General features: G+C 68.6%; 17 protein-coding genes. 8 read left to right on the top strand and 9 right to left on the bottom strand.

All coding sequences use genetic code 11. The features are described 5' to 3' along the window. Genes JW792_RS01570 through JW792_RS01555 form a run of 4 tightly spaced genes read right to left on the bottom strand, consistent with a single transcriptional unit; the run spans window position 1 to window position 3,372 of the window. Window positions 1-423 (bottom strand): gamma-glutamylcyclotransferase family protein, encoded by a 423-nt coding sequence (locus JW792_RS01570; protein ID WP_135994408.1) that lies wholly within the window; start codon window positions 421-423, stop codon window positions 1-3. Next, on the bottom strand, window positions 420-1,484 hold the full coding sequence (locus JW792_RS01565; protein ID WP_135994409.1) for a homocysteine S-methyltransferase family protein: 1,065 nt from the start codon (window positions 1,482-1,484) through the stop codon (window positions 420-422). Before JW792_RS01565 ends, JW792_RS01570 begins: the two co-directional genes overlap by 4 nt. Beyond that, the gene (metF, locus tag JW792_RS01560) at window positions 1,481-2,371 is read right to left on the bottom strand and encodes a methylenetetrahydrofolate reductase [NAD(P)H] (protein WP_135995231.1); all 891 of its coding nucleotides are present in this window, start codon (window positions 2,369-2,371) and stop codon (window positions 1,481-1,483) included. Before metF ends, JW792_RS01565 begins: the two co-directional genes overlap by 4 nt. A 5-nt stretch (window positions 2,372-2,376) precedes the next feature. Continuing rightward, window positions 2,377-3,372 (bottom strand): ArsR/SmtB family transcription factor, encoded by a 996-nt coding sequence (locus tag JW792_RS01555; RefSeq protein WP_135994410.1) that lies wholly within the window; start codon window positions 3,370-3,372, stop codon window positions 2,377-2,379. Window positions 3,373-3,563: 191 nt separating this feature from the next. Between JW792_RS01555 and JW792_RS01550 the strand changes: the two genes are divergently transcribed. Beyond that, entirely contained in the window at window positions 3,564-4,322 is a 759-nt protein-coding gene (locus JW792_RS01550) for an MlaA family lipoprotein (protein WP_241095029.1), read from the top strand. Between the two features lie 35 nt (window positions 4,323-4,357). After that, window positions 4,358-4,993 carry an MlaC/ttg2D family ABC transporter substrate-binding protein gene (locus JW792_RS01545; protein ID WP_135994411.1) on the top strand — a complete coding sequence of 212 codons (636 nt, stop codon included), beginning with the start codon at window positions 4,358-4,360 and terminating at the stop codon, window positions 4,991-4,993. Between the two features lie 70 nt (window positions 4,994-5,063). Here the strand turns inward: JW792_RS01545 and JW792_RS01540 are convergent, their stop codons facing one another. The 3 genes from JW792_RS01540 to JW792_RS01530 form a co-directional block, all read right to left on the bottom strand. After that, complete coding sequence (locus tag JW792_RS01540) at window positions 5,064-5,675, bottom strand: helix-hairpin-helix domain-containing protein (protein ID WP_135994412.1); 612 nt, start codon at window positions 5,673-5,675, stop codon at window positions 5,064-5,066. Window positions 5,676-5,681: 6 nt separating this feature from the next. Continuing rightward, entirely contained in the window at window positions 5,682-6,770 is a 1,089-nt protein-coding gene (locus JW792_RS01535) for an OmpA family protein (protein ID WP_135994413.1), read from the bottom strand. A 66-nt stretch (window positions 6,771-6,836) separates the two neighbouring features. Next, window positions 6,837-8,249: a helix-turn-helix domain-containing protein gene (locus JW792_RS01530; protein WP_135994414.1), complete on the bottom strand. Its 1,413-nt coding sequence runs from the start codon at window positions 8,247-8,249 to the stop codon at window positions 6,837-6,839. A gap of 138 nt (window positions 8,250-8,387) precedes the next feature. On the opposite strand from JW792_RS01530, the gene aceA reads away from it, so the two are divergent. The 4 genes from aceA (at window position 8,388) to JW792_RS01510 (ending at window position 13,154) form a co-directional block, all read left to right on the top strand. Beyond that, window positions 8,388-9,689: an isocitrate lyase gene (aceA, locus tag JW792_RS01525; RefSeq protein WP_135994415.1), complete on the top strand. Its 1,302-nt coding sequence runs from the start codon at window positions 8,388-8,390 to the stop codon at window positions 9,687-9,689. A gap of 61 nt (window positions 9,690-9,750) precedes the next feature. Further along, entirely contained in the window at window positions 9,751-10,242 is a 492-nt protein-coding gene (rraA, locus tag JW792_RS01520; protein WP_135994416.1) for a ribonuclease E activity regulator RraA, read from the top strand. Between the two features lie 14 nt (window positions 10,243-10,256). Beyond that, entirely contained in the window at window positions 10,257-11,870 is a 1,614-nt protein-coding gene (gene aceB, locus JW792_RS01515; RefSeq protein ID WP_135994417.1) for a malate synthase A, read from the top strand. A 60-nt stretch (window positions 11,871-11,930) separates the two neighbouring features. Continuing rightward, the gene (locus JW792_RS01510; protein WP_135994418.1) at window positions 11,931-13,154 is read left to right on the top strand and encodes a YncE family protein; all 1,224 of its coding nucleotides are present in this window, start codon (window positions 11,931-11,933) and stop codon (window positions 13,152-13,154) included. 59 nt (window positions 13,155-13,213) lie between these two features. Here the strand turns inward: JW792_RS01510 and JW792_RS01505 are convergent, their stop codons facing one another. Beyond that, complete coding sequence (locus JW792_RS01505) at window positions 13,214-15,760, bottom strand: TonB-dependent receptor (RefSeq protein WP_135994419.1); 2,547 nt, start codon at window positions 15,758-15,760, stop codon at window positions 13,214-13,216. A gap of 298 nt (window positions 15,761-16,058) precedes the next feature. Next, on the bottom strand, window positions 16,059-18,245 hold the full coding sequence (locus JW792_RS01500) for a TonB-dependent receptor (protein ID WP_206340876.1): 2,187 nt from the start codon (window positions 18,243-18,245) through the stop codon (window positions 16,059-16,061). Window positions 18,246-18,538: 293 nt separating this feature from the next. On the opposite strand from JW792_RS01500, the gene JW792_RS01495 reads away from it, so the two are divergent. Continuing rightward, window positions 18,539-19,759: a hypothetical protein gene (locus JW792_RS01495; protein WP_135994421.1), complete on the top strand. Its 1,221-nt coding sequence runs from the start codon at window positions 18,539-18,541 to the stop codon at window positions 19,757-19,759. 74 nt (window positions 19,760-19,833) lie between these two features. Continuing rightward, window positions 19,834-21,885, top strand: coding sequence for a S9 family peptidase (locus JW792_RS01490; RefSeq protein WP_135994422.1), 2,052 nt, complete (start codon window positions 19,834-19,836; stop codon window positions 21,883-21,885). Window positions 21,886-22,093: the final 208 nt, after the last annotated feature.

Raw genomic sequence — 22,093 nt, 5'->3', positions numbered from 1 at the left:
CTATCGCTTTCCTTCGAGCGGCCAGTCGCCGTTCGCCACCTCGGGCGCGCCGGCGGCCGGTTTTGCATACCAGTAGATCCAGGCCGTCTGGCCCGTGGGCCGGCCCTCGTCGTCGAGCACGTCGATCTTGCGGCGCTGGAACAGGGAGTCGGCCGGATCGCCCGCCTCGACATCCTCGAAGGCGTCGAGTTCGCGCGCGACCGAGACGTCCTCCAGCACGTAGAGTTCGCCGGTGCACAGGGTCTCGCCGTCCACCGCGCCGGGATAGCCGCCGAGATCGACGAGCCTGGCCCTGAAGCGGCAGGGGCCGAGATACCGGCCGGCCGCCTCGAGATCGATATGGGCCGGCGCACCCGCGGCCCCCTTCTTCAGGAGGCCGTAGAACACGAACAGATCGCCCTTGCTGACCGGTCCGTTGATCATGACGCCAGCTCGAACGGCTCCAGCCCGGACAGGCGCATGGCGCGCGGGCGCTCGGGGATCGTGCGCGGCGTGCCTTCCGCGGCCGCCTTCGCGATCGCGGCGATGTGTTCGGGCGTCGTGCCGCAGCACCCGCCGACGATGTTGACGAGCCCGTCCCTGGCCCAGCCCGCGATCCAGCCGGCGGTCTCCTGCGGCGTCTCGTCATACTCGCCCATGGCGTTGGGAAGGCCGGCATTGGGATAGGCGAGCACGCGGGTATCGGCGACCCGGCTCATCTCCTGCACGTACTGGCGCAGCTCCTTGCCGCCGAGCGCGCAGTTCAGGCCCACCGCCCAGGGCCTGGCATGGCGCACCGAGTTCCAGAACGCCTCGGTGGTCTGGCCCGAAAGCGTGCGTCCGGAGGCGTCCGTGATCGTGCCCGACAGCATGACCGGGATGTCGGCCTCGATCGCTCCGGATGCGCGAAGGTCGATGAGCGCCTTGATCGCGGCCTTGGCGTTGAGCGTGTCGAAGATCGTCTCGATCAGGAAGAAGTCGACATGAGGCGCCATCGCCTCGATCTGCTCGGCATAGGTCTCGCGCACCTCGTCGAAGCTCACGGCGCGAAAGCCGGGGTCCTCGACGTCGGGAGAGATCGACAGGGTCCTGTTGGTCGGCCCGATCGCGCCGGCCACGAAACGCGGCGAGCCGGTTTCCTCGGCGACCTGGTCGGCGGCCTCGCGCGCCAGGCGCGCGCCTTCGCTCGCGATCTCGGCGGCGATGTCTTCCATCTGGTAGTCGGCCTGGGCGATGCGCGTGGCGGAGAAGGTGTTGGTCTCCACGATGTCGGCGCCGGCCTCGAAATAGGCGCGGTGCACCTTGATGACGGCATCCGGGCGCGACAGGTTGAGCACGTCGTTATTGCCCTGCAGGGGCTTGGCCCAGTCGGCGAAGCGCTGCCCGCGATAATCCTCCTCGGTCAGCTTCAGGCGCTGGATCTCGGTGCCCATCGCCCCGTCGAGCACGAGGATGCGCTCGGCGGCGAGCCTTTCGGCCGCTTGAAGTCTCTGCTTGCGGGTCATGCCGGCTCCATCTCGCGCGGTTTCACGCCCAGCAGGCGGCAGGTCGAGAGCGCGAGCTCGGCCCGGTTCAGCGTGTAGAAGTGGAATTGATCGACCCCGCCGCGGGCGAGCTCGGTGCACAGATTGGCCGCGATGTTGGCGGTGACCATCTCGCGGGTCTTCACGTCCTCGTCGAGCCCTTCGTAGAGCTCGTCCATCCAGGACGGGATGCTCGCCCCGCACATCGAGGCCATGCGCGTGAGCCCCTTGAAATTGGGCTGCAGCATGATGCCGGGCACGATCGGGATGTCGATGCCGGCCTTCACCGCGCGCTCGCGATAGCGAAAGAAGACCTCCGGGTCGAAGAAGAACTGGGTGATCGCGCGCGTCGCCCCGTTGTCGATCTTCTGCTTGAGGAGATCGAGATCGTAGTCCCAGGTCGGGCTCTCGGGATGCTTCTCCGGATAGCAGCCGACCGAGATCTCGAAATCGCCGATCGTCTTGATCCCGCCGGCGAGATCGGCCGCGTTGATGTAGCCGCCCGGATAGGGCTGGTAGGTTTCCCCGATGCCTTCGGGCGGATCGCCGCGCAGCGCCACGATGTGGCGCACGCCGGCATCCCAGTAGTCCCTGATGACCTCGTTGATCTCGTCCTTGGTCGCGCAGACGCAGGTCAGGTGGGCGGCGGGCTTGAGGCCGGTCTCCTTGACGATGCGGCGCACCGTCCGGTGGGTGCGGTCGCGGGTCGAGCCGCCCGCCCCGTAGGTGACCGAGACGAAGGCGGGGTCCATCGGCTCGAGCCGGGAGATGGAGTCCCACAGCCGCTCCTCCATCTCCTCGCTCTTCGGCGGGAAGAACTCGAACGAGACCTTCGGGCGCGCGACGGCCTCGCGCGGGGGTTGGGTCATCCAGCTCATTGGGCAGGCTCCGTTGTGCGCGACCGGTTTCTGCTGCCGGGCTCGGCGCCGGCCTCGGGCTTGGTCGCGGTCCAGATCAACACGGTAAGAAGCGTCTCGGGATCGTCGGGTTCCAGCGCGATGGTCTCGCCCGGCTCGAGCCCGGCCTTTTCCAGCCATTCCGCGATTTCCTCGCGGGTGAAGCCGAGGCGGCGGTGATGATGCTCGGCGCGCAGAAATTCCAGGGCGTGGGGCGCGAAATCGACCACGATCATGCGCCCGCCCGGCGCGAGCACTCGGGCGCATTCGCCGAGCGCGCGGCGCGGATCGTCGAGATAGTGCAGCACTTGGTGCACGGTCACCAGATCGGCCGCTCCGCTGTCGATCGGCAGCGCGCCGGCATCGGCCTGGCGCACGAAGCGGTCGGTGAGCCCGGCCTCGGCGATCTTGGAGCGCGCCACGTTGAGCATCTCGTGGGACAGATCGATGCCGATCCCGTCCCGGGCCCGGTCGGCGAACAGCTCGAGCATGCGCCCCGTCCCCGTGCCGATGTCGAGATGCAGGTCGAAGGGCCCCTCGCCCGCGGCGCGGCGCATGGCCGATTCCACGTCGACTTCGGGGAAATGCAGCGCGCGGATGCGCTCCCAGTTCTTCGCCGCATGCTCGAAATAGCGCTGCGCGGCCTCGGCGCGGGCCTGCTTGACCTTGGACAGGCGCTCCAGATCCCGCTCCAGGTCGGGATCCTCGGCATGGGCCATCTCGTCGATGAGCGCGGCGAGCTTCTCGCCGACGGCGTCCTTGGCGAGGCGGTAGAAAACCCAGGCGCCCTCCGGCAGGCGCTCGGCGAGGCCGGCATCGACGAGCATCTTCAGATGCCGGCTCACCCGCGGCTGGCTCTGCCCGAGAATCTGCATGAGCTCGCTCACCGTCAGCTCGCCGCGAAACAGCAAGGTCACGATCCGCAGCCGGGTGGGCTCGGCCAGAGCGCGCAGCTTTCTCAGGAGCTCGTCCATGCAGCCTCCGAACAATCACATAAAGATATCTTTATGCCATTATCCGCTTCTGTTCAACGCCCTTCGCCCTGCCGCCGGCGGGGGTTGAAAACAGGCAACAGCGGATAGAAAACCGGCGCGGCACGTTGATAAATTTCACAATTCGCGCCCGAAGCCGCCATTATCCGATCCCGAGAGAATCGGAGGCCTCCTTGAAACAGAATACGTTTTCCCGGCCCGGAACCGTTCTGGCCCGCCTCGCGACTGCGGGGATCGCCCTCGCCCTTGCCGCCTGCGCGACCAGCGAGAGCGCGCGCGAGGCGAACGATCCGTTCGAACCCGCCAACCGCGCCGTCTACCGGTTCAACACCGCGCTCGACGACGCCGTGATCAAGCCGTCCGCCGAGGTCTATGTGGCGATGACGCCGCGCCCGGCGCGCACCGGCGTGCGCAACTTCATGGACAATCTCAACCAGCCCGTCGTGTTCGCGAACACCGTGCTGCAGGGCAAGCCACGCGCCTCGGTGGAGACGTTCGGCCGCTTCGCCGTGAACACCATCTTCGGCATAGGCGGGCTGTTCGACGTGGCGAGCGCGGCCGGCGTCGCCGAGCATCGCGAGGATTTCGGCCAGACGCTGGCGGTATGGGGCTTCGGGGAAGGCCCCTACATCATGCTGCCGGTCTTCGGCCCGTCGAATGTGCGCGATGGCTTTGGCCGCCTCGCGGACCGCTATCCCCACCCGCTGCAGTGGAACGCCGATTACAGCGGCGAGGAATGGGCGTGGGCGGTGCGCGGGCTCAACGGCGTCGATCTGAGGGCCCGCTCGCAGGATGCCATTTCCAGCCTCGAAGCTGCCGCGATCGATCCCTATGTCCAGATCCGCTCGGCCTATCGCCAGGCCCGCGAACAGGCCATCGCCGATGGCGACGAGGCCGCGTTCGAGGACCTGCCCGATTTCGACGAGTACTAGGCGCCCAGCTCCCTCGCAGAACGTCAAGGTCACCCATGTTCAGAGCCCTCCTCATCGCCGCCGGCCTCGCACTCGCCGGCTTCGCCGCGGCCTCCGCCGATCGCACGGCCGAGGACGCGGAGCAGTTCGTGCAAGCCAATGCCCAGGAGATCATCTCCATCCTGCAGGAGATGAGGTCGGGCGAGCGCTCGGTGGCCGAGGTCAAGCAGGACTTTCGCGCCCGCATCGACGATCTCGCCGATGTCGACCGGATCACCGGTTTCGTGCTCGGCCGCTACCGGCGCACGGCCGACGAGGAGACACTCGAGGAGTTCGGGCGCGTGTTCCGCGAGTTCGCGATCAATGTCTATGAGCGCGAATTGAGGAACTATGCCGGACACACCCTCGATGTCACCGGCTCGATCACGCGCGGTCCGGGCGACTGGATCGTGAAATCCACCGTCACCGGGGGGCCCGAGGAGAAGACCTACAAGGTCAACTGGCGGGTTCTGGAAACCGATGGCGACCTGAAGGTGCTGGATGCCCAGGTGATGGGCGTGTGGCTCGCCCAGAGCCAGCGCGACCAGATCACCTCCATCATCGGCAATGCGGGCGGCGACGTGAACGCGGCCATCGCGGTGCTGCGCGAACGCATACGCGAGCAGGAAGCCGCGGTGCAGGCCAGCCAGTAGGCCGGCCCGACCACGAAAAAGGCCGCCGGAGCGCTTCGGCGGCCTCTTCGTGTCCGGGGGCTCGCGGGCGCTATCCGCCCTTCGCGATCTCCCTGGCCTGGCCGACCCAGTTGTCGCGGCGGATGCGGCCGCGCCCGCCGATCAGGGCGTCGTAGCGGTCGATCTCTTCCTCGTTCCAGCGCGCGATCTCGGCGACCGTGGTGACGCCCGCCTCGCGCAGCTTCTCGGCCGCCTTCGGGCCGAGGCCGCGGATGGCGGTCAGCTCCTCGGCGCTGCCGGCAAGCGCCTTGTCGCGGGTTTCGCGGCGCACGCCCTCTTCCGGCGCCTCGGGCGCGGCGGGCGCGATGGCGCCGACGGCGACCGGATCGGGACCGGCCTGCGAGCCGTGGGTGGCTTCGCCCTCGGCATGGCGCGGCACGTCCGTCGGCTCGGCCTTCTTCGCGGCCGCCGGGGCGGGCCTGGAGCCGGGCTCCTGCTTCGCGGGCTTGCCGCCACCCCCGGAGGATTTCGGCGCCGGAGTCGAACCGGCCGCGGCCTCGGGAGTCCTGCTCACCGAGGCCTCGCGCGGGGGTTCGGGCGCCTCCGCGGCATCGGAGCGCGCGCGCGCCATCCAGCCCACGATCGCGCCGCCGAGAAAGAACAGCGCGATGAGAATCCACATCTGCCAGGTCAGCCAGAGCATGTCGAATTATCCTTCCGTCGCAGCATCGCCATTGTCTTCACGAACTTCCTCCTGCGTGTCGAGTTCCGCCGCGGCGATCGAAAACGAGATTGCGGAGTGCGCCTCGCCGGGCAGGACGGAGGCTTCGAACCGGTCTGCCGCCAGCCCGGCCGCGCGCATCGCCGTGATGATCGCGCCCGCACGCTCCAGGGCGAGCGGATCGCCGCCCTCCTCAGGATCGGCGCGCACGGCGACGACGAGCGGCGCGGTCTCGCAGCGCGCGAAGGCATCGCCGGCCCGGCGCAGCATGTTGCGCGAGGGCTCGGTCAGCGAGGCGCTGCCCGGCGAGAAGGCGATCGGGCGCGGCCCGAGCGCGGCGTCGATGGCCGTCCGGCACAGGGCCGGATCCTCGATTCGGGCGTGGAAACTGCCGCCCGGCGTGCGCACCAGGGCGGTCGACACGAAACCGGCCGGACCCTGCTGCAGGGCGGCGCGCACCGAACTGACGGTCTGGGGATTGGTCGAGATGCCGGTGACCACCAGCCGGTCGCCCTTCATGAGGCCGGTGCCGTAATCCAGGCGCGCCAGCTCGCCCAGCATCAGGCGGGCGGCGCTCTCCCAGCCTGCAGGTGCGCCGCCGGGGGCGAGGCGCACATCGAGGCTCGCCCGGCCGGGAAAGCGTAGCTCGGCAAGCTCGTCCAGGCGAGCCTGTCCCGCCGCGTCGGGCGCGAAGCCGGTCAGGGTCAGCCGGCCGCCGACAAGATCGGCGCGCAGCTCGAAATCGGCGTCCTCGCGCTCGAGACGGGTCTCGTCGATCACCTTGGTGATGCCGCCCGCCACGATACCGCCCGCCCAGGCGGCGCGGCGCACCGCCTCCAGGGCGCGCGCCTGCGCGATGCGGTCGGGAGCGAGCCCGGTGACGGTCGCGACCTGGCCGTCCATCTCCACGCTCGCCCAGTCCTCCGCGCGCACCGAATAGAGCGCCTCGTCAGCGGCACGCTGCAGGCGGGCTTCCAGATTGCCGGCCGAGAGCGGGCTCGCGAAGACCGCGAGCGCGCCGAGCAGCAGGAACAGGACGAAGCCGAGGAGCAGGACCTGGCGGCGGGGCGTCAGCATGGAGCTCTCGAGGGGTTGTTGCGGCCTTGGCGCACAATAGAGCGAACTCGGCGGCGAACGGAAAGCCTAATCCTCATCGAAGGTGAACGGCGCGCGACCGCGCACGTGCGGATCGAGCCTGAGGGGGCGCTGCAGCGGCGGGTAGGCGCGTTCCGCGCAGTCCTGGCGCTCGCACAGCCGGCAGGTCAGCCCGACCTCGCTCACCTCGCCGTCCGGGCCCGGATCGTAGACCAGGCGGTCGGCCTCCTTGGCCTCGCAGCCGAGCGCGACGGCCTGAAGCCGGGCGCCGCCGCCCGGCCGCGGATGGGCGACGGCCCTGGCGATCGACACGAAGCGCGTGCGGTCGGGCAGTTCGATCGTGTGCACGTGCACCCGCTCGGGGAAGCGGAAGGCGTCGTAGAGCCGCCAGCGCGCACAGCCCCCGCTCGATCGCGCGAAGGGGATCACCCCGCCGCCGAACCGCTTGGTCACGTTGCCGGCCTGATCGACGCGGATCATGAAGAAGGCGACACCGCGCGCACCGGGACGGTTCAGCGTGGTGAGGCGGTGGCAGACCTGCTCGAAGCTCGCCTGAAAGCGCCGCGCGAGCGTCTCGATGTCGTAGCGGACCTTCTGCGCGGCCTCGAAGAAGGGCGCGTAGGGCATCATCACCGCGCCGGCGAAATAATTGACCAGCGCGGCGCGGTACAGCGCCGTCGAACCGTCTGCGGCGAAGGACGCCTTGGCGGCCTCGCGGTCGAGTTCGCGGCCGGCTTCCAGCAGGCCCAGCGTCGCGGCGATGTGGAAGACGCGCCCCTCCGGCGAGAGCAGTTCGGACAGGAGCAGCTTGCGGGCGTGGAAGTCGAACCGGCGCAGCGCCCCGTCCATCACCTCGTCGGGATAGGTGCGCACCGCCGCGCCGTGCTCGGAGCGCAGCCGGCGCGCCAGGGCGAGTTCGAGCGGCAGGTCCTCCTCCAGCCCGTCGCGCAGCATCTCGGCGGCAGCCTCCAGGTCGGGGAAATGGTTCTGGCGTGCGTCGAGCGCGTCGCGCACCTCTTCCAGCGGCGAGACCACGGTTCCCCGACCCGCCCCGCCCGCCATCTGCGCGGCCAGGTCGGAGGCCGTCGTGCTCGCCTCGCGCCAGGCCTGGTACAGGCGCGACAGCGCATCGGCGGCGCGCGGATTGGCATCGACGAGATCGCGCAGGTCGCGCTGGTCGAGATCGACGCCCTTCAGCACCGGATCGCGCGCCAGCGCGTCGAGATCGGCCAGGATCTGGCGATCGGCCTCGCTGGCGAAGGCGCGCACGTCGATGTCGTAGGCCTCGGCCAGCGCGAGCAGCACGCGCGCGGTGACCGGGCGCTGATTGCGTTCGAGCAGGTTGAGATAGCTCGGCGACAGGCCGAGCGCCTCGGCGAGCTGGGCCTGGGTCTGGCCGAGATCCTTTCTCAGGCGGCGCAGGCGCGCGCCGGCGAAGAGCTTTTCCTGCCGCTCGGTCATTTACAGAACTTCACAACACCACAGAGTTACAAGTGACAGAACCATACATCACATCCCCTTCATGTACAGTAAATCATGGACCCCGGCGGTCACTTCTGTGAGGCTCTTGACAAGGCATTCGCATCAGAAGGACCTGCCATGACCACGTTCTACGATCTCGTTCCCGGCGCGAAGCCGGGCCGCTTCGACGGCATCGAGCGCAATTACGGCCCTGAGGATGTCGTGAAGCTGCGCGGCTCGGTTCAGATCAGCCACACCCTCGCCGAGCGCGGCGCGGTCAAGCTCTGGGACCTGCTGCGCACCGAACCCTACGTGAATGCGCTCGGCGCGCTGTCGGGCAACCAGGCCATGCAGATGGTGCGGGCGGGCCTGAAGGCGATCTACCTGTCCGGCTGGCAGGTCGCGGCCGACGCCAACACGGCCGGGGCGATGTATCCCGACCAGTCGCTCTACCCGGCCAACTCCGCGCCGGAGCTGGCGAAGAAGATCAACCGTACGCTCCAGCGCGCCGACCAGATCGAGGTCGCGGAGAAGGGCAAGGCGAGCCGGGACTGGTTCGCGCCGATCGTCGCGGACGCCGAGGCCGGCTTCGGGGGCACGCTGAACTGCTTCGAGATCATGAAGGCCTTCATCGAGGCCGGGGCGGCGGGGGTCCATTTCGAGGACCAGGTCGCGGCGGAGAAGAAGTGCGGCCATCTCGGCGGCAAGGTGCTGATCTCCACCGCCGCCCACGAGCGCAATCTCAACGCCGCGCGCCTGGCCGCCGACGTGATGGGCGTGCCCACGATCACCGTGGCGCGCACCGATGCGGAGAGCGCGACGCTGATCAATTCCGACATCGACGAGCGCGATCACGAATTCATCGATTTCGAGGCCGGACGCACACCGGAGGGCTTCTACCGGCTGAAATCCGGCAAAGGCGTGGACCACTGCATCAAGCGCGGCCTCGCCTATGCCAGGGTGGCCGACCTCCTGTGGTGGGAGACCTCCAAGCCGAATCTGGAAGAGGCGAAGCGCTTCGCCGAGGCGGTGCAGAAGGAGCATCCCGGCAAGATGATGGCCTATAACTGCTCGCCCTCCTTCAACTGGGAAGCCAATCTGGACAAGGCCACGATCGAGCGCTTCCAGAAGGAGCTCGGCGCGATGGGCTACAAGTTCCAGTTCGTCACGCTCGCCGGCTTCCACCAGCTCAATCACGGCATGTTCGAGCTCGCCCGCGGCTACCGCGACCGCGGCATGGGCGCCTATTCCGAACTCCAGCAGGCCGAGTTCGCCAGCGAGAAGGACGGCTACACCGCCACACGCCACCAGCGCGAGGTCGGCACCGGCTATTTCGACCTGGTCAACGTGACGCTGTCGGGCGGCAAGAGCTCCACCACCGCGATGGGCGAATCCACCGAGACGGCCCAGTTCAAGAAGGCCGCCGTGCCGGCCGAGTAGGCCAGATCGGCCGGTGCCCGTACGGTTCCCCCCGGGCGCCGGCCGCTTTATCGAAGGGCTCATGACTGATCCGATCCGAACGGCCGATCTGTGCGACGCGCACCCCGATGCGGTGCGCGTCCTGACGCCGGGCCTGCGCGCCTATGGCGGGCGGGCCATCTTCCACGGCCGCGCCGCCACGGTGCGCGCGGAGAACGACAACTCGAAGGTCCGCGAGGCGCTCGAGGAGCCGGGCGAGGGCCGCGTGCTCGTCGTCGACAATGGCGGCAAGGTCGATCGCGCGCTCGTCGGGGGCAATCTGGCAGCGCTGGGCGCGAAGACCGGCTGGAGCGGCGTCCTCGTGTGCGGCGCGGTGCGCGACGGCCACGAACTGGAACAGAGCGATATCGGCGTCATGGCGCTCGCCAGCGTGCCGATGAAGACCGACAAGCAGGGCCGCGGCACCCGCGAGGTTCCGGTCCGGGTGTGCGGGGTGACGATCCATCCCGGCGACTGGATCTATGCCGACCGCGACGGCGTCGTCGTCAGCGCGCAGGCCCTGCACGAGACCTGAAAAGGAGAACCGCCATGCGCGGCGACAGCGACCTTCCCCTTCCCGACGGCGTGAGGATCAGGGGCGAGATGCGCCCGGGCTACGAGACGATCCTCACACCCGAGGCCCTCGCCCTGCTCGCCGACCTGCACCGGCGCTTCGACGCCGAGCGCAAGCGGCTGCTGAAGGCGCGCCTGGACCGGCAGGCCCGCCTGGACGCCGGCGAGGAGCAGCTCGATTTTCCCGCCGAGACCGCGGCGATCCGGGCCGGCGAGTGGACCGTGCCCGAAGCCCCGCAGGATCTGAAGGACCGGCGCGTGGAGATCACCGGCCCGGTCGACCGCAAGATGATCATCAACGCGCTCAACTCCGGCGCGAAGGGCTTCATGGCCGATTTCGAGGACGCCTCGACGCCGAGCTGGACCAACATGATGGACGGCCAGATCAATCTGCGCGACGCGGTCCGGCGCGAGATCGACTTCACCGACGAGACGAGCGGCAAGTCCTATGCGCTGAACGATGAGACGGCCGTCCTCATCGTCCGGGCGCGCGGGCTGCATCTCGACGAAGCCCATGTCGAGATCGACGGTGCGCCGATGGCCGGGGCCTTCTTCGATTTCGCGCTCTATCTCTTCCACAATCATGGGGAGCTGAAGCGGCGCGGCACGGGGCCGTATTTCTACCTGCCCAAGCTGGAAACCCGGCACGAGGCGCGGCTCTGGTCGCTGGTCATCCGCCATTGCGAGGAGGTTCTGGGCCTGGAACGCGGCACGGTGCGCGTGACCGTGCTCATCGAGACCCTGCCGGCGACCTTCGAGCTCGACGAGATCATCTACGCGCTGCGCGAGAACCTCACCGCCCTCAATGCCGGGCGCTGGGACTATATCTTCAGCTATATCAAGCGCCAGCGCACCGATGGGACAAAGGTCCTGCCCGACCGCGCGGCGGTGACGATGGCCACGCCCTTCATGGCCGAGTACGCGAAACGCGTCATCGCCGTGTGCCACCGGCGCGGCGCGCACGCCATGGGCGGAATGAGCGCCTTCATCCCGGTCAAGGGCGACGAGGCCCGGAACGCGGCCGCGCTCGACAAGGTGAAGGCCGACAAGACCCGGGAGGCGAGCATCGGCCACGATGGCGCCTGGGTCGCCCACCCCGCCCTCGTGCCCATCGCCATGGCCGCGTTCGACAAGGTCATGGACGGGCCGAACCAGCTCTCGGTGATCCCGGAGGCGAGCGACAGGGCGCAGGACTATCTGGCAGCACCCGAGGGGGAGATCACGCAAGCGGGCGTGTCGGCCAATGTCGACGTCGCCATCCGCTACATCGCCTCCTGGCTGTCGGGACGCGGCGCGGCGCCGATCCACAACCTGATGGAGGATGCGGCCACCGCCGAGATCAGCCGCGCCCAGCTCTGGCAATGGCGCGTGCACGGCGCGAAGACGGCGGACGGCCAGCGCATCGACAAGGCCCGTCTGGATGCGGCGATCGATGCGGCCGTCGCGGAGATCGGCGCGGAAGCCGGACAAGAGGCCTGGCAGGCGGGCCGTTATGACGAGGCGGTCGCCCTGCTGCGCGATCTCGTCTTCGCCGAGGACTTCCCCGAATTCCTGACCCTGCCGGCCTACGAGAAGATCGTGGCGGTGTGAGGCCTCCCGGCACCCGCCTCGCGATGCTAGGCTCTTGCCGGAAGCATCGGGAGGGCGGGCATGGCGATGTCGAAATTCGCGGCCGGACTGCTGGCCGGGGCGCTCCTCGCGGGCGGGTTTGCCGGCCTGCGGGCCTGGCAGGAGGCACGCTACGGGACCGGACCGGTTGAGTCCGCGGCCCCGGTCGCCGGACCGTCCCGAGAGATCGCCTTCGTCGCCAATGCCGTGGGCGGGACCGTCACCCTGATCGACATCGCCTCCGCCGAAACCCTCGGCGAGATCGACGTTCTTGCCGACGGTCGGCGGCCCGGGCTGCTGCGCGATCCGCTGCAGTTCCTCGCGCAGGGACGCGTGGAAGCCGAAGGCGGGCTGAACTATGCCCAGGATAGCGACCTGTCGCGCGACGGGCGGGTGCTGTTCGTCTCGCGCGGCCATCTCGGCGACGTCGCGGCCTTCGACATCGCGAGCGGGGCGATCCTCTGGCGCACGCCGGTCGCGGGCCTGCGCGCCGACCACATGGCGATCTCGCCGGACGGCGAGCGGCTCTACGTCTCCACCCTGATCTATTCCGGCGACGTCGTGGAGGTGCTCGACACGCGGGACGGGGCGAGGATCGGGCGCTTCACCGCCGGGCGCTGGCCGCACGACGTGCATGTCTCGCCCGACGGCGCGCAGGTCTATGTCGCGAGCCTCGGGGAGATGACCGCCCCGCTCGCCGGGCGCGGCGAACAGGACCACGCCTACACGGTCACGCTCGCCGATGCGGCGAGCCTCGAGGTGCGCGAGCGCTTCGCTTTCGAGGCGGGCGTGCGCCCCTTCCAGGTCACGGCGGACGGGAACCGGCTCTATGCCCAGCTGTCCAACGCGCACGCCCTGATCGCCTACGATCTCTCGACCGCCGAGGTGACGGACCGGCTCGAACTGCCGGTCGCCGCGGGCGTGACCGAGGCCGACTGGGATTTCGAGGCGCCCCATCACGGCCTCGCCCTCACCCCCGACGAGGCGACGCTGTGCGTCGCGGCACGCGCCTCGGACTATGCCGGGCTCGTCTCGGCGCCGGAGCTGTCGCTGATCGCGGCGGTGCCGGTGGGCGATGGCCCGAGCTGGGCGGCGCTGTCCCTCGATGGCGGCATCTGCGTGCTCGCCAACAATCGCAGCGACGATGTCTCGCTGGTGTCCCTTGCCGGACGCGCCGAGATCGCGCGCCTGCCCGCCGGGCGCGGGCCGAAGCACGTCACGGTGGGGCGGGTGCCCGAGGACACGCTCGCCGCTTTCGGCGGCTGAAACGAAAAGGGCCGGAGCGATGCTCCGGCCCTTCCCGTCTCGAGTGGGGCGTCAGACGCCTACCATTCCTTGGCCACGGTGATGCCCCAGGTGCGCGGCGCGCCCAGGAAGGCATCGTAGGAGGCCGTGGCCCGCGGGTCGTTGGACGTGCCCGCCCCGGCCCGGCGGCCCTGGGCGAAGGCGTCGATCGCGACCTGGGCGTAGGTCTCGTCGGTGAGATTGCGGCCCCACAGCTCGACCGACCAGCCGGTGTTCGTCGACACGCCGAGACGCGCATTGACCAGGGTGAAGGCGTCCTGGACCTTCTCCGGATCGAGGTCGGAACCGGTGTTGTATTCCGACACGTAGCGGGCATCGATCGAGAACAGGCCGTTGAGGTTGGCCGTGATCGGACGCTCGTAGATCACCTGGCCGGTCAGGAAATGCTCCGGCGAGAGCGACAGGTTCTTGCCCTCGATCGCGTCGACCAGCGGATCGCCCGTGTTCACCTCGTCATAGGTGGCGTCGACATAGGCGTAGCCGCCCGAGATATCGAGCCCGTCGACCGGGGTGGCGTACTGGAAGTCCAGCTCCACGCCGCGCGAGGTGGATTCGTCCACGCTCTCCACCACGAAGGCGATGCCGTTGAAGGTGTTGAGCTGGAAGTCCTGGATCTCCTGGTAGAACAGGTTGGCGTTGAGCTGCAGCGCGCCGCCGGCGAGCGTCGACTTGAAGCCGGCCTCGTAGGCGTCGATGATTTCCGGCGCGAACGAGGTGTCCACGTCGGTATAGCCGAGGGCCGGATCGATCGGACCGTTGAACTGGCGGTCGAGGTTGAAACCACCCGCCTTGAAGCCGCGCGAATAGCCGGCATAGGTCATGACCTCGTCGGTCAGGTCGTAGGTCGCGCGCAGCGTGCCGGAGACCTCCTCGTCGGAGCGCTCCTGGTCGTAGCCGGTCTGATCCAGGCCCGAACGGGCATAGGGCAGGCAGATATTCCCGATCGCGGTCGCCCCGCCCTGGATCGTCGAGGCCGGCAGGCCGGCTCCCGTCGCGAAGGTCACGAATCCGGTGACCGGATCGAAGCCGAAGGCGCCTTCCAGCGCGGCGCAGGCCAGCGGGGAATTGGTCGAGAACGAGGCCGTGACCTCCTTCTCCTCGCGGGTGTAGCGCAAGCCCCCCGTCAGCGCGAAGCGGTCGGTGAGCTGGTAGGTGTTGTGGGTGAACAGCGCCCAGCTCGTGGCGGTCTGGTCGTAGATGTCCTGGTTCACGCCGGTGCCGCCGGGAATGGCCGAGCCCGGCGGGATGGCGATCGCGCCGCCGGTCAGCGCCGACAGCGTCGCGGAGACGCCGGCCGGGGTGCCGAGCGGGGGAACCGAGCCGGCGGTCAGCAGACGGCCGAGGAAGGGTTCCCAATCGGTGCCGAACTGGATGGCGTCGCCCAGATGCAGGTCCTCGCGCGAGTAGAACGCACCGACGAGCCAGTCGAGATCGCCATTGACGCCCTGCAGGCGGAATTCCTGGCTGAAGCGCTCAAGATCGGTGAAGTTGTTGTCGAAATCGCGATAGGCGATGTCGGCGCTGGAATAGTCGATGTCCTGGCTGCGCTGGTTGGACCAGTTGCGGAAGGCGGTCACCGAGGTCAGCGTGCCGAGGTCGAGATCGAAATCGAACTCCGCCGAGATGCCCCAGTCCTCCACGTCCTGCTGGTAGTCGCGATTGGCGAAGGCGAGGCGCCGGTCCGGATCGGCCGGCTGCAGCACCTGGCCGCCCACCGAATTGACGAAGGCGGCCGCGGCCGCGGTGTAGTCCCACTGCACGGCCGAGCAGCACAGCTCATCGCGCTCGGTGTAGTCGGCGATGATGCGGCCCTCGACCTGCGCGTTCGGGGTCCAGAGCAGCTGGCCGCGGAAGGAGTAGTAGTCCTGGGTCTCGGACTCGGTGGTGCGGGCCGTTCCGCCCTGCTCGATCACGAGATCGGTGAAGCCGTCGCGCTGGCCGGACACGCCGAACAGGCGGAAGGCGAGCTTGTCCTCGACGAGCGGACCGGTCACGTGACCGGCGATGCGATTGTAGTTGTATTCCCCGTAGGTGTACTCGAGCGAGCCGCCGGGCGTGAATTCGGGCTCGGCGGTGACGATGTTGAGCACGCCGGCCGAGGTGTTCTTGCCGAACAGCGTGCCCTGGGGCCCGCGCAGCACCTCGATGCGTTCCAGCTCGCCGAGATCGCCGAAGCCGACCCCGTTGCGGGCGCGGAACACGCCGTCGATATACACGCCGACCGAGCTCTCGAGGCCGAAATTGTCGCCCACCGTGCCGACGCCGCGGATGCGCGCGGTGGTGATGGTCTCGGCCTGGGTGGAGGTCACCATCAGGCCCGGGGCGATCGAGATGAGGTCCTTGATGTCCTGCACGCCGGCGCTCTCCAGCGCGCCCTCGTCATAGGCGCCGATCGAGAGCGGCACGTCCTGTACGCTCTCCTCGCGCTGCTGGGCCGTGACCGTGATCACGTCGACGACGCGCCGGTCGCCCTGCCCGGTTTCGGGGGCCTGTGCGTTCGCCACGCCAGCGAGCGCGAACGAGGAGACCGCCGCCATGAGAAGCGTGCGGGAAGTACGAGACGTCATGAAATTCCTCCGATGTCTGGCCGGCTTGTTGCCGTGTCCGCGCCCGTCCGGGCGCCTGGAGGAGAGAGTAACGCATTCGGCCGCCCGAAAGAAGGGCGGGCTACCGTGAACAGGGTTCGAAAATGTGCATGAACGTATTCCGAGCGGCTCTTTTCACAGAACCGTTGCAATCCGGTCACGCCGAAACCCGCCGGTTCTGCTGCGCTTGCGAGAACCGGCGGGCGATATCATGTTGCAGCGCAGCGCGCTTCGCCGGGGCGGCCCCGAATCGGAGACCGCCCCGGGAAATCGGTTGCGGCTAGTTCCTCAGGCGCAGCTCCACGCCCCAGATCTTGCCCTTGTCGAGCGGCGAGAACGTGCCGCCGAGTGGAACGGGCCCGAGCGTGGCGGGAAGCTGGGTGTCGTTGCCGTAGGTCACCTCGTCCAGGACGTTGCGGCCGTAGATCGAGAACTCGGTGCGGCCGTCATTCATCTGGAAGGTGAAGACCACGTCGAGGATGTTGGCCTCGTCGAAGAATCCCAGATTGTTGTCGGTATAGGCCGCCTCGTCGCGATAGCTGTAGTTCACCCGGCTGACCAGCGTGCCCCAGTCCTCCAGCCGCAGGTCGTGGACCAGGCCGAGATTGTAGGTCCAGGGAGCCAGGCGCGGGATGTCGAGATTGAGGTCGGTCTCGTCGACCACCCCGTCGCCGGAGATGTCGAACAGGACGCTGTCGTAATCGCCGTCGACATAGCCGAGCGAGCCCAGGAAGACGAGGTTGTCGGCGAGCTGGAAGGTGAGCTCGCCCTCGAAGCCCTGGATCGTCGCGTCCGCCGTGTTGCGAATGATCTGCACGACGGCGGTCGCGGAGCTGGCGAGGTTCACCTCGCGCTGCATGTCGCTGATGTCGTTGTGGAACACCGCGAGATTGAGCCGGCCGAGGCCATCGGCGAAGTCGGTCTTCAGGCCGGCCTCGAAGGAATCCACCTGCTCCTGGTCGAACGGGCCGGGCGTGAAGGCCGGGTTCGTGTTGCGCAGATTGTAGCCGCCGCTGCGGAAGCCCTGGGTCCAGAAACCGTAGATGTTCGTGTTCTCGTCGAAGAAATACTGCACGCCGATCTTGGGCGAGAAGGAATCCCATTCGTCGGAGTCCACGAAGTCGGCCGAGCTGCATCCCACCGTGACCTCGCAGTCCACGAAAGGCAGGGCGGCCGGCAGGAGCGTCTGGACGCGCGCGTCCTTGCTCTCCTCGGAGTAGCGCCCGCCGACCGACACGATGAGGTTCTCGTTCACGTTCCAGTCGAACTGGGTGAACGCGCCGAAGCTCTCGGTATCCACCGAGCCGCCGCCGATCAGGTTGAGCAGGCCGAACAGGAGGAGGCGCTGCTCGACATAGCCGAGCTCCTGTTCGAAGTAGAACAGGCCCGCCGTGACGTCGACGCTGCCGAACGTGCCGGCATAGCGCAGCTCGTTGGACCACTGCTCCTGGTCGACCGAGGCCGGGGCGTGGAACAGGAAGGACGGGGTGGCGTCGATATCGCCCAGGCTCTCGCCCTGGTAGTCGCGCCAGCCGAAGATGTTGGTGATCGTGCCGTTGCCGAACGCGACGTCGAGATTGGTCTCGTTGATCACGTTGAACCATTCGCTCGTGGCGAAGCCGGTCTCGTCGATCGAGAAGCGGTGGCTGTCACGCGGGAACAGCCCGCCGATGCCGAGGCCGTTGACGTGGTTCTGCGAGGCCGGGCCGTCGGTCTCGCCCTCCCCGTATTCCAGGCGCAGTATGGTCTCGAAACTGTCGTTCGGACGGAAGGCGAAGGCCGGGCGCACCAGATAGGTGTGACCCTCGCCGTGCTCGGAGCCGTCGAACAGGTTCTCGTGATAGCCCTCGTCCCAGTTGCCGTAGAGGGCGAGCTTGGCGCTGAAGGTCTCCGAGAGCGGCCCGGAGACGACGCCGGACAGGAAGGTGTTCAGCCCGCTCTCCACCGCGGCGCGCGCACTCCAGCGGAACTCGTCGGTCGGGGTGGTGGTGCGCACCAGCACGGCGCCGCCGGTCACGTTGCGTCCGAACAGGATGCCCTGGGGACCGCGCAGCACCTCGACGGCCTCGAGGTCCCAGGTGTCCAGGATCACCCCGCTGTTGATGCCGAGATACATGCCGTCCAGGAACACGCCCACGGTCGGGTCGATGGAGGGGATCGAGGAGTTCACCCCGAGGCCGCGGATGGAGAAGTTCGCGATCCCCTCCGAGGTGCCGATATCCTCCAGCTGGATGTTCGGGGCGTAATAGCTCAGGTCCTCGAGATCGCGCACGTTCAGCGCATCGATCAGCTCGCCGCTATAGGCGGTGACGGCGACCGGCGCATCCTGCACGTCGACGCCCTCCGGCCGCTTGGTGGCGGTGACCAGGATGACGTCGCGGACGACTTCGCCGGTCGTCGGCGCGGGGTCCTGCGCAAGACCGGCGAGATCGCCGCGGCCAGAACGCCCGCCGAGGCGGCGAGGCACAGCATTGTGCGTGACTTCAGGCGCATCATGGAATTTCCCTCCCGAATCGTCCCGGTAGCCGGGCCTGTCTTCGCGCGCCGCCCGAGGCGCGCCGGTTATGAACGCCATTCATAAAAACACACCTCAAGACGGCGTCAGCGGTTTTCTTGGCCCCCGGCTCCGCTCGACTCCGGTTTTCACGAAACTGTTGCACAACAGGCACGCAATTCATCGCCTTTGCTGCGCATGCGAATATTATTTCTTCTTCTTTGCTGCTTCGCAGCATGGGCGGCCGGGTTACGGAAAAACAATCAATGCGTGGAAAGCTTTCCACCACAGCAGAGGTGAGCGCCATGCAGGACACGGTGTTCGAGGAGTTGCGGCGGCATCTGGCAAGTGCCGACCATGTCGATCTCGGACAGTACCGCTTCATCAATCTGGAAGCCGTCCGCGCCGCGGCCGGGCCGATGTGGGAGTCGCTGCGCTCGCGGGTCTTCCTGGCGTCGGAGTCCATCATCCGAAAATACGCCGGAGAGAGCGATCTGGTCATCCAGTGCGCCACCGGCTTCCTCGTGGTCTATCGCGGCAGCGAGCCGGAAGAGGCACAGGCGACGACCCGGGCGATCGGCGAGGCACTGCGCCGCTTCTTCCTCGGCGAGACGATGACGCGGCTGATGGGGCTCGAGACCAGCTGCGAGCAGCTCTCCGTCGCCGAGTTCGCCGCCACGCTCGATGCCGCCCAGGCCGAGGAACGGGCGTCGGAGGGCGCGCGCGCCGAGGTACGCCAGCTGGCCGCACGGCGCGTCATCGATCCGCTCCAGTTCGGGCCGGTCTGGGATCCGCGCCGCGAGGCGGTGGCGAGCTTCATGGCGCGCCCGCGGCGCCGGCGCGAGGACGGCCGGGGCTGGGTGCCGGCGAGCGACCTGCTGTGCGGGCGCCCGGGGCACGAACCGCGCCTGGAGCTGGACCTTGCCGTGCTGGCGCTCGTGCGCGAGGCGCTCAGCGCCCTGCAGGCGGGAAACGCGCGCTGCGGCGTCATCACCCCGGTCGGCTATCCCGCGCTCGCCCACCCGGGGACGCGCACGCGCTACGCCACTGCGCTCGCCGCCATTCCCGAAGCGTTGCGCCGGCTGATCGTCCTCAAGGTGGAGGCCGCTCCCCTGGACGCGCCGGCCGGACAGATCAGCGAGAATTGTCGCACCCTGCTGCCGCACTGCGGCCGCCTGGTCCTGCATGCCTCGCTCGATGCGCTCTCCCTGCAGCGCTTCGAGAATGCCGGCGCCACCCTCGTCGGCGCGAGCCTTCCCGCTTCCGGCTCGCGCTCCGCCATCGAACACGATCTCGAGCGCTTCTGCGCGCTCGCCAGGCGCATCTCGCTGCCGGTCTATCTCGACGCCGTCGCCGACTGGGAACAGCTGAAGATCGCCCTCGCCTCGCCCGTCCGCCTCATCGCCGGACCGGTGTTCGGCGAGCGCAGCGAGCTGGCCGTGCCCTACCGCCTGTCGCGGGCGCGGGCACTGTCGAGCGCGGCCTGAGCTTCCGGCGCGCTTGCCGCGGGCTCGGGGCGCGGACTATCGTCCCGGCCAAAATGATCCGGGAGGAGTTTCTCATGAATGTCTTCGCGCGCGCCGCCCTGGCTGCCGGCGCCCTTGCCGTCTGCGCCCCCGCCCTCGCCCAGGCGCAGGACCGGCTGGACTTCGCCGACATCTTCTCCCTGGAGATGGCCGCCGATCCGCGGATCGCCCCGGACGGAAGCCGGGTGGTCTACCAGCGCCGCTCCAACGACATCATGACCGACCAGACGGTTTCCGCCCTCTGGCTGGTCGATTACGACGGCTCCGATCACCGCCCGCTCGTCGCCGGGGAGGGCAACCACACGAGCCCGCGCTGGTCGCCGGACGGGGCGAGCATCGCCTTCGTCACGAGCCACGAGAACAAGACGCGCCTGATGATGGTCGACGTGGCGAGCGGCCGGACGGCCCCGCTCGCCACCCTGCCGACCGGAGCGGGCAATCTTTCCTGGTCGCCGGACGGGGCCTGGCTCGCCTATACCGCCTTCGTGCCGGGCCAGGGCACGCAGGTCGATATCGGCCTGCCCGCCAAGCCGCCCGGAGCGGAATGGGCCGAGCCCGCCCTCGTCGACGAGACGGTGATGTACGAGTTCGACGGGGTCGGCGAGATCCGCGACGGGGCGCAGCAGGTCTTCGTCATCTCTTCGCAGGGCGGCGCGCCGCGCCAGCTGACCGAACTCGAACCCGGCAATGTCTCGGGCCTGGAATGGAGCCCGGACGGCGCGGAGATCTTCTTCTCCTTCGGCGGGAACCAGGCCCTCAACTTCGATTTCGGCCAGTCGAACATCCACGCCGTCCCCGCACGCGGCGGCGAAACGCGCCAGGTCACCGATTTCAACGGCCCGGAAGGCGCGCCCGATCTCTCGCCCGACGGGGAGACGCTCGCCTATCTCGGCTACGAGAACGTGCGCACCTCAAACCAGGACAACCGGCTTTTCCTGATGGACCTCGACACCGGCGAGCGCCGCCAGCTCCTCTCCGATCTCGACCGGGGCATCGACCAGGCGGTGTGGGACGCGTCCGGCGACGGGCTGTGGATCCGCTATGACGACCGGGGCGAGACCGTGCTCGCCTTCGTGACCACCGGCGGGCGCCTGACCGAACTGACCGACCGGCTCGGCGGGACGACGTTCGGGCGGCCCTACACCTCGGGCAGCTTCTCGGTGTCGGACAACGGGCGCTATACCGCCACGATCGGCGCTCCGGCCGACCTGTCCAACGTGGGCGTCGGGCGCCGCCGCGGCGATGTCGAGGTGATCACCGATCTCAACGGCGACGTGCTGGGCCAGCGCGATCTCGCCCGCATCGAGGAGATCACCTGGGAAAGCCCGGCCGACGGGCGCGAGATCCAGGGCTGGATCGCCTACCCGCCGGGCTTCGACGAAACCCGGGACTATCCGCTGATCCTGGAGATCCACGGCGGACCGCACACCGCCTACGGGCCGCAATTCTCCGGCGAGGTCCAGCTCTTCGCCGCCGCGGGCTATGTCGTGCTCTACACCAATCCGCGCGGCTCGACCTCCTATGGCGAGGAATTCTCCAACCTGATCGACAAGGCCTATCCGGGACAGGACGTGGACGATCTTCTCTCCGGCGTCGACGCCGTCGTGGCGCGCGGCTTCGTCGACGAGGACCGCCTGTTCGTCACCGGCGGCTCGGGCGGGGGCGTGCTGACCGCCGAGATCATCGGCAACGACCACCGCTTCGCCGCCGCAGCGGTCGCGAAGCCCGTGATCAACTGGACGAGCTTCGTGCTCGCCGCCGATATCGGCCCGATGATCTGGCCCTACTGGTTCGGCGAGCTGCCCTGGGAGAACCCGGAGATCTACTGGGAGCGCTCGCCGCTCTCCCATGTCGGAGATGTCGAGACCCCGACCCTGGTGCTCGTCGGCGCCGAGGACCGGCGCACCCCCGTCTTCGAGTCCGAGCAGTACTACAACGCGCTGCAGATCCGCGGCATCGAGAGCCGGCTGGTGCGCATCCCGGGCGCCTTTCACGGCATCGCCGATTCGCGCCCCTCGCGTCTGCTGCAGAAGGTCGGGCACATCCTGGCCTGGTTCGAGGAGCACGATCCGGGGGCGGAGGAGTAGGCGCCGCCCCGGACACTGCCCCTTTATCGCTTCCCGCCGAAAGGCGGGACCCAAGGGCCGTGGAACGCCGTCATCCTCCGGCGAGGCGAAGCCTCATCCGGGGGATCCATGGCGTAACGGATACGCCGCGCGCCTAACCGCCGGAGAGGCCTGGGTGGCCCGGTCGAGCCGGGCCATGACGCGGTTGGGGGAAGGTTGAAGCCCTTGG

This window comes from Marinicauda algicola, from assembly GCF_017161425.1.
In the GTDB taxonomy this organism is placed as follows: domain Bacteria; phylum Pseudomonadota; class Alphaproteobacteria; order Caulobacterales; family Maricaulaceae; genus Marinicauda; species Marinicauda algicola.
Note: the sequence above shows the minus strand (reverse complement) of the source record. Positions and strands in the feature narration are given on the sequence as shown.

Excerpts from the sequence above, each read along its gene's own strand:
- JW792_RS01535 (WP_135994413.1), bottom strand. The coding sequence starts at position 6,770 with ATGCTGACGCCCCGCCGCCAGGTCCTGCTCCTCGGCTTCGTCCTGTTC.
- JW792_RS01505 (WP_135994419.1), bottom strand. The coding sequence starts at position 15,760 with ATGACGTCTCGTACTTCCCGCACGCTTCTCATGGCGGCGGTCTCCTCG.
- JW792_RS01490 (WP_135994422.1), top strand. The coding sequence starts at position 19,834 with ATGAATGTCTTCGCGCGCGCCGCCCTGGCTGCCGGCGCCCTTGCCGTC.
- JW792_RS01510 (WP_135994418.1), top strand. The coding sequence starts at position 11,931 with ATGGCGATGTCGAAATTCGCGGCCGGACTGCTGGCCGGGGCGCTCCTC.
- JW792_RS01495 (WP_135994421.1), top strand. The coding sequence starts at position 18,539 with ATGCGTGGAAAGCTTTCCACCACAGCAGAGGTGAGCGCCATGCAGGAC.
- aceA (WP_135994415.1), top strand. The coding sequence starts at position 8,388 with ATGACCACGTTCTACGATCTCGTTCCCGGCGCGAAGCCGGGCCGCTTC.
- metF (WP_135995231.1), bottom strand. The coding sequence starts at position 2,371 with ATGACCCAACCCCCGCGCGAGGCCGTCGCGCGCCCGAAGGTCTCGTTC.
- JW792_RS01545 (WP_135994411.1), top strand. The coding sequence starts at position 4,358 with ATGTTCAGAGCCCTCCTCATCGCCGCCGGCCTCGCACTCGCCGGCTTC.
- rraA (WP_135994416.1), top strand. The coding sequence starts at position 9,751 with ATGACTGATCCGATCCGAACGGCCGATCTGTGCGACGCGCACCCCGAT.
- JW792_RS01540 (WP_135994412.1), bottom strand. The coding sequence starts at position 5,675 with ATGCTCTGGCTGACCTGGCAGATGTGGATTCTCATCGCGCTGTTCTTT.
- JW792_RS01530 (WP_135994414.1), bottom strand. The coding sequence starts at position 8,249 with ATGACCGAGCGGCAGGAAAAGCTCTTCGCCGGCGCGCGCCTGCGCCGC.
- JW792_RS01565 (WP_135994409.1), bottom strand. The coding sequence starts at position 1,484 with ATGACCCGCAAGCAGAGACTTCAAGCGGCCGAAAGGCTCGCCGCCGAG.
- JW792_RS01555 (WP_135994410.1), bottom strand. The coding sequence starts at position 3,372 with ATGGACGAGCTCCTGAGAAAGCTGCGCGCTCTGGCCGAGCCCACCCGG.
- JW792_RS01570 (WP_135994408.1), bottom strand. The coding sequence starts at position 423 with ATGATCAACGGACCGGTCAGCAAGGGCGATCTGTTCGTGTTCTACGGC.
- aceB (WP_135994417.1), top strand. The coding sequence starts at position 10,257 with ATGCGCGGCGACAGCGACCTTCCCCTTCCCGACGGCGTGAGGATCAGG.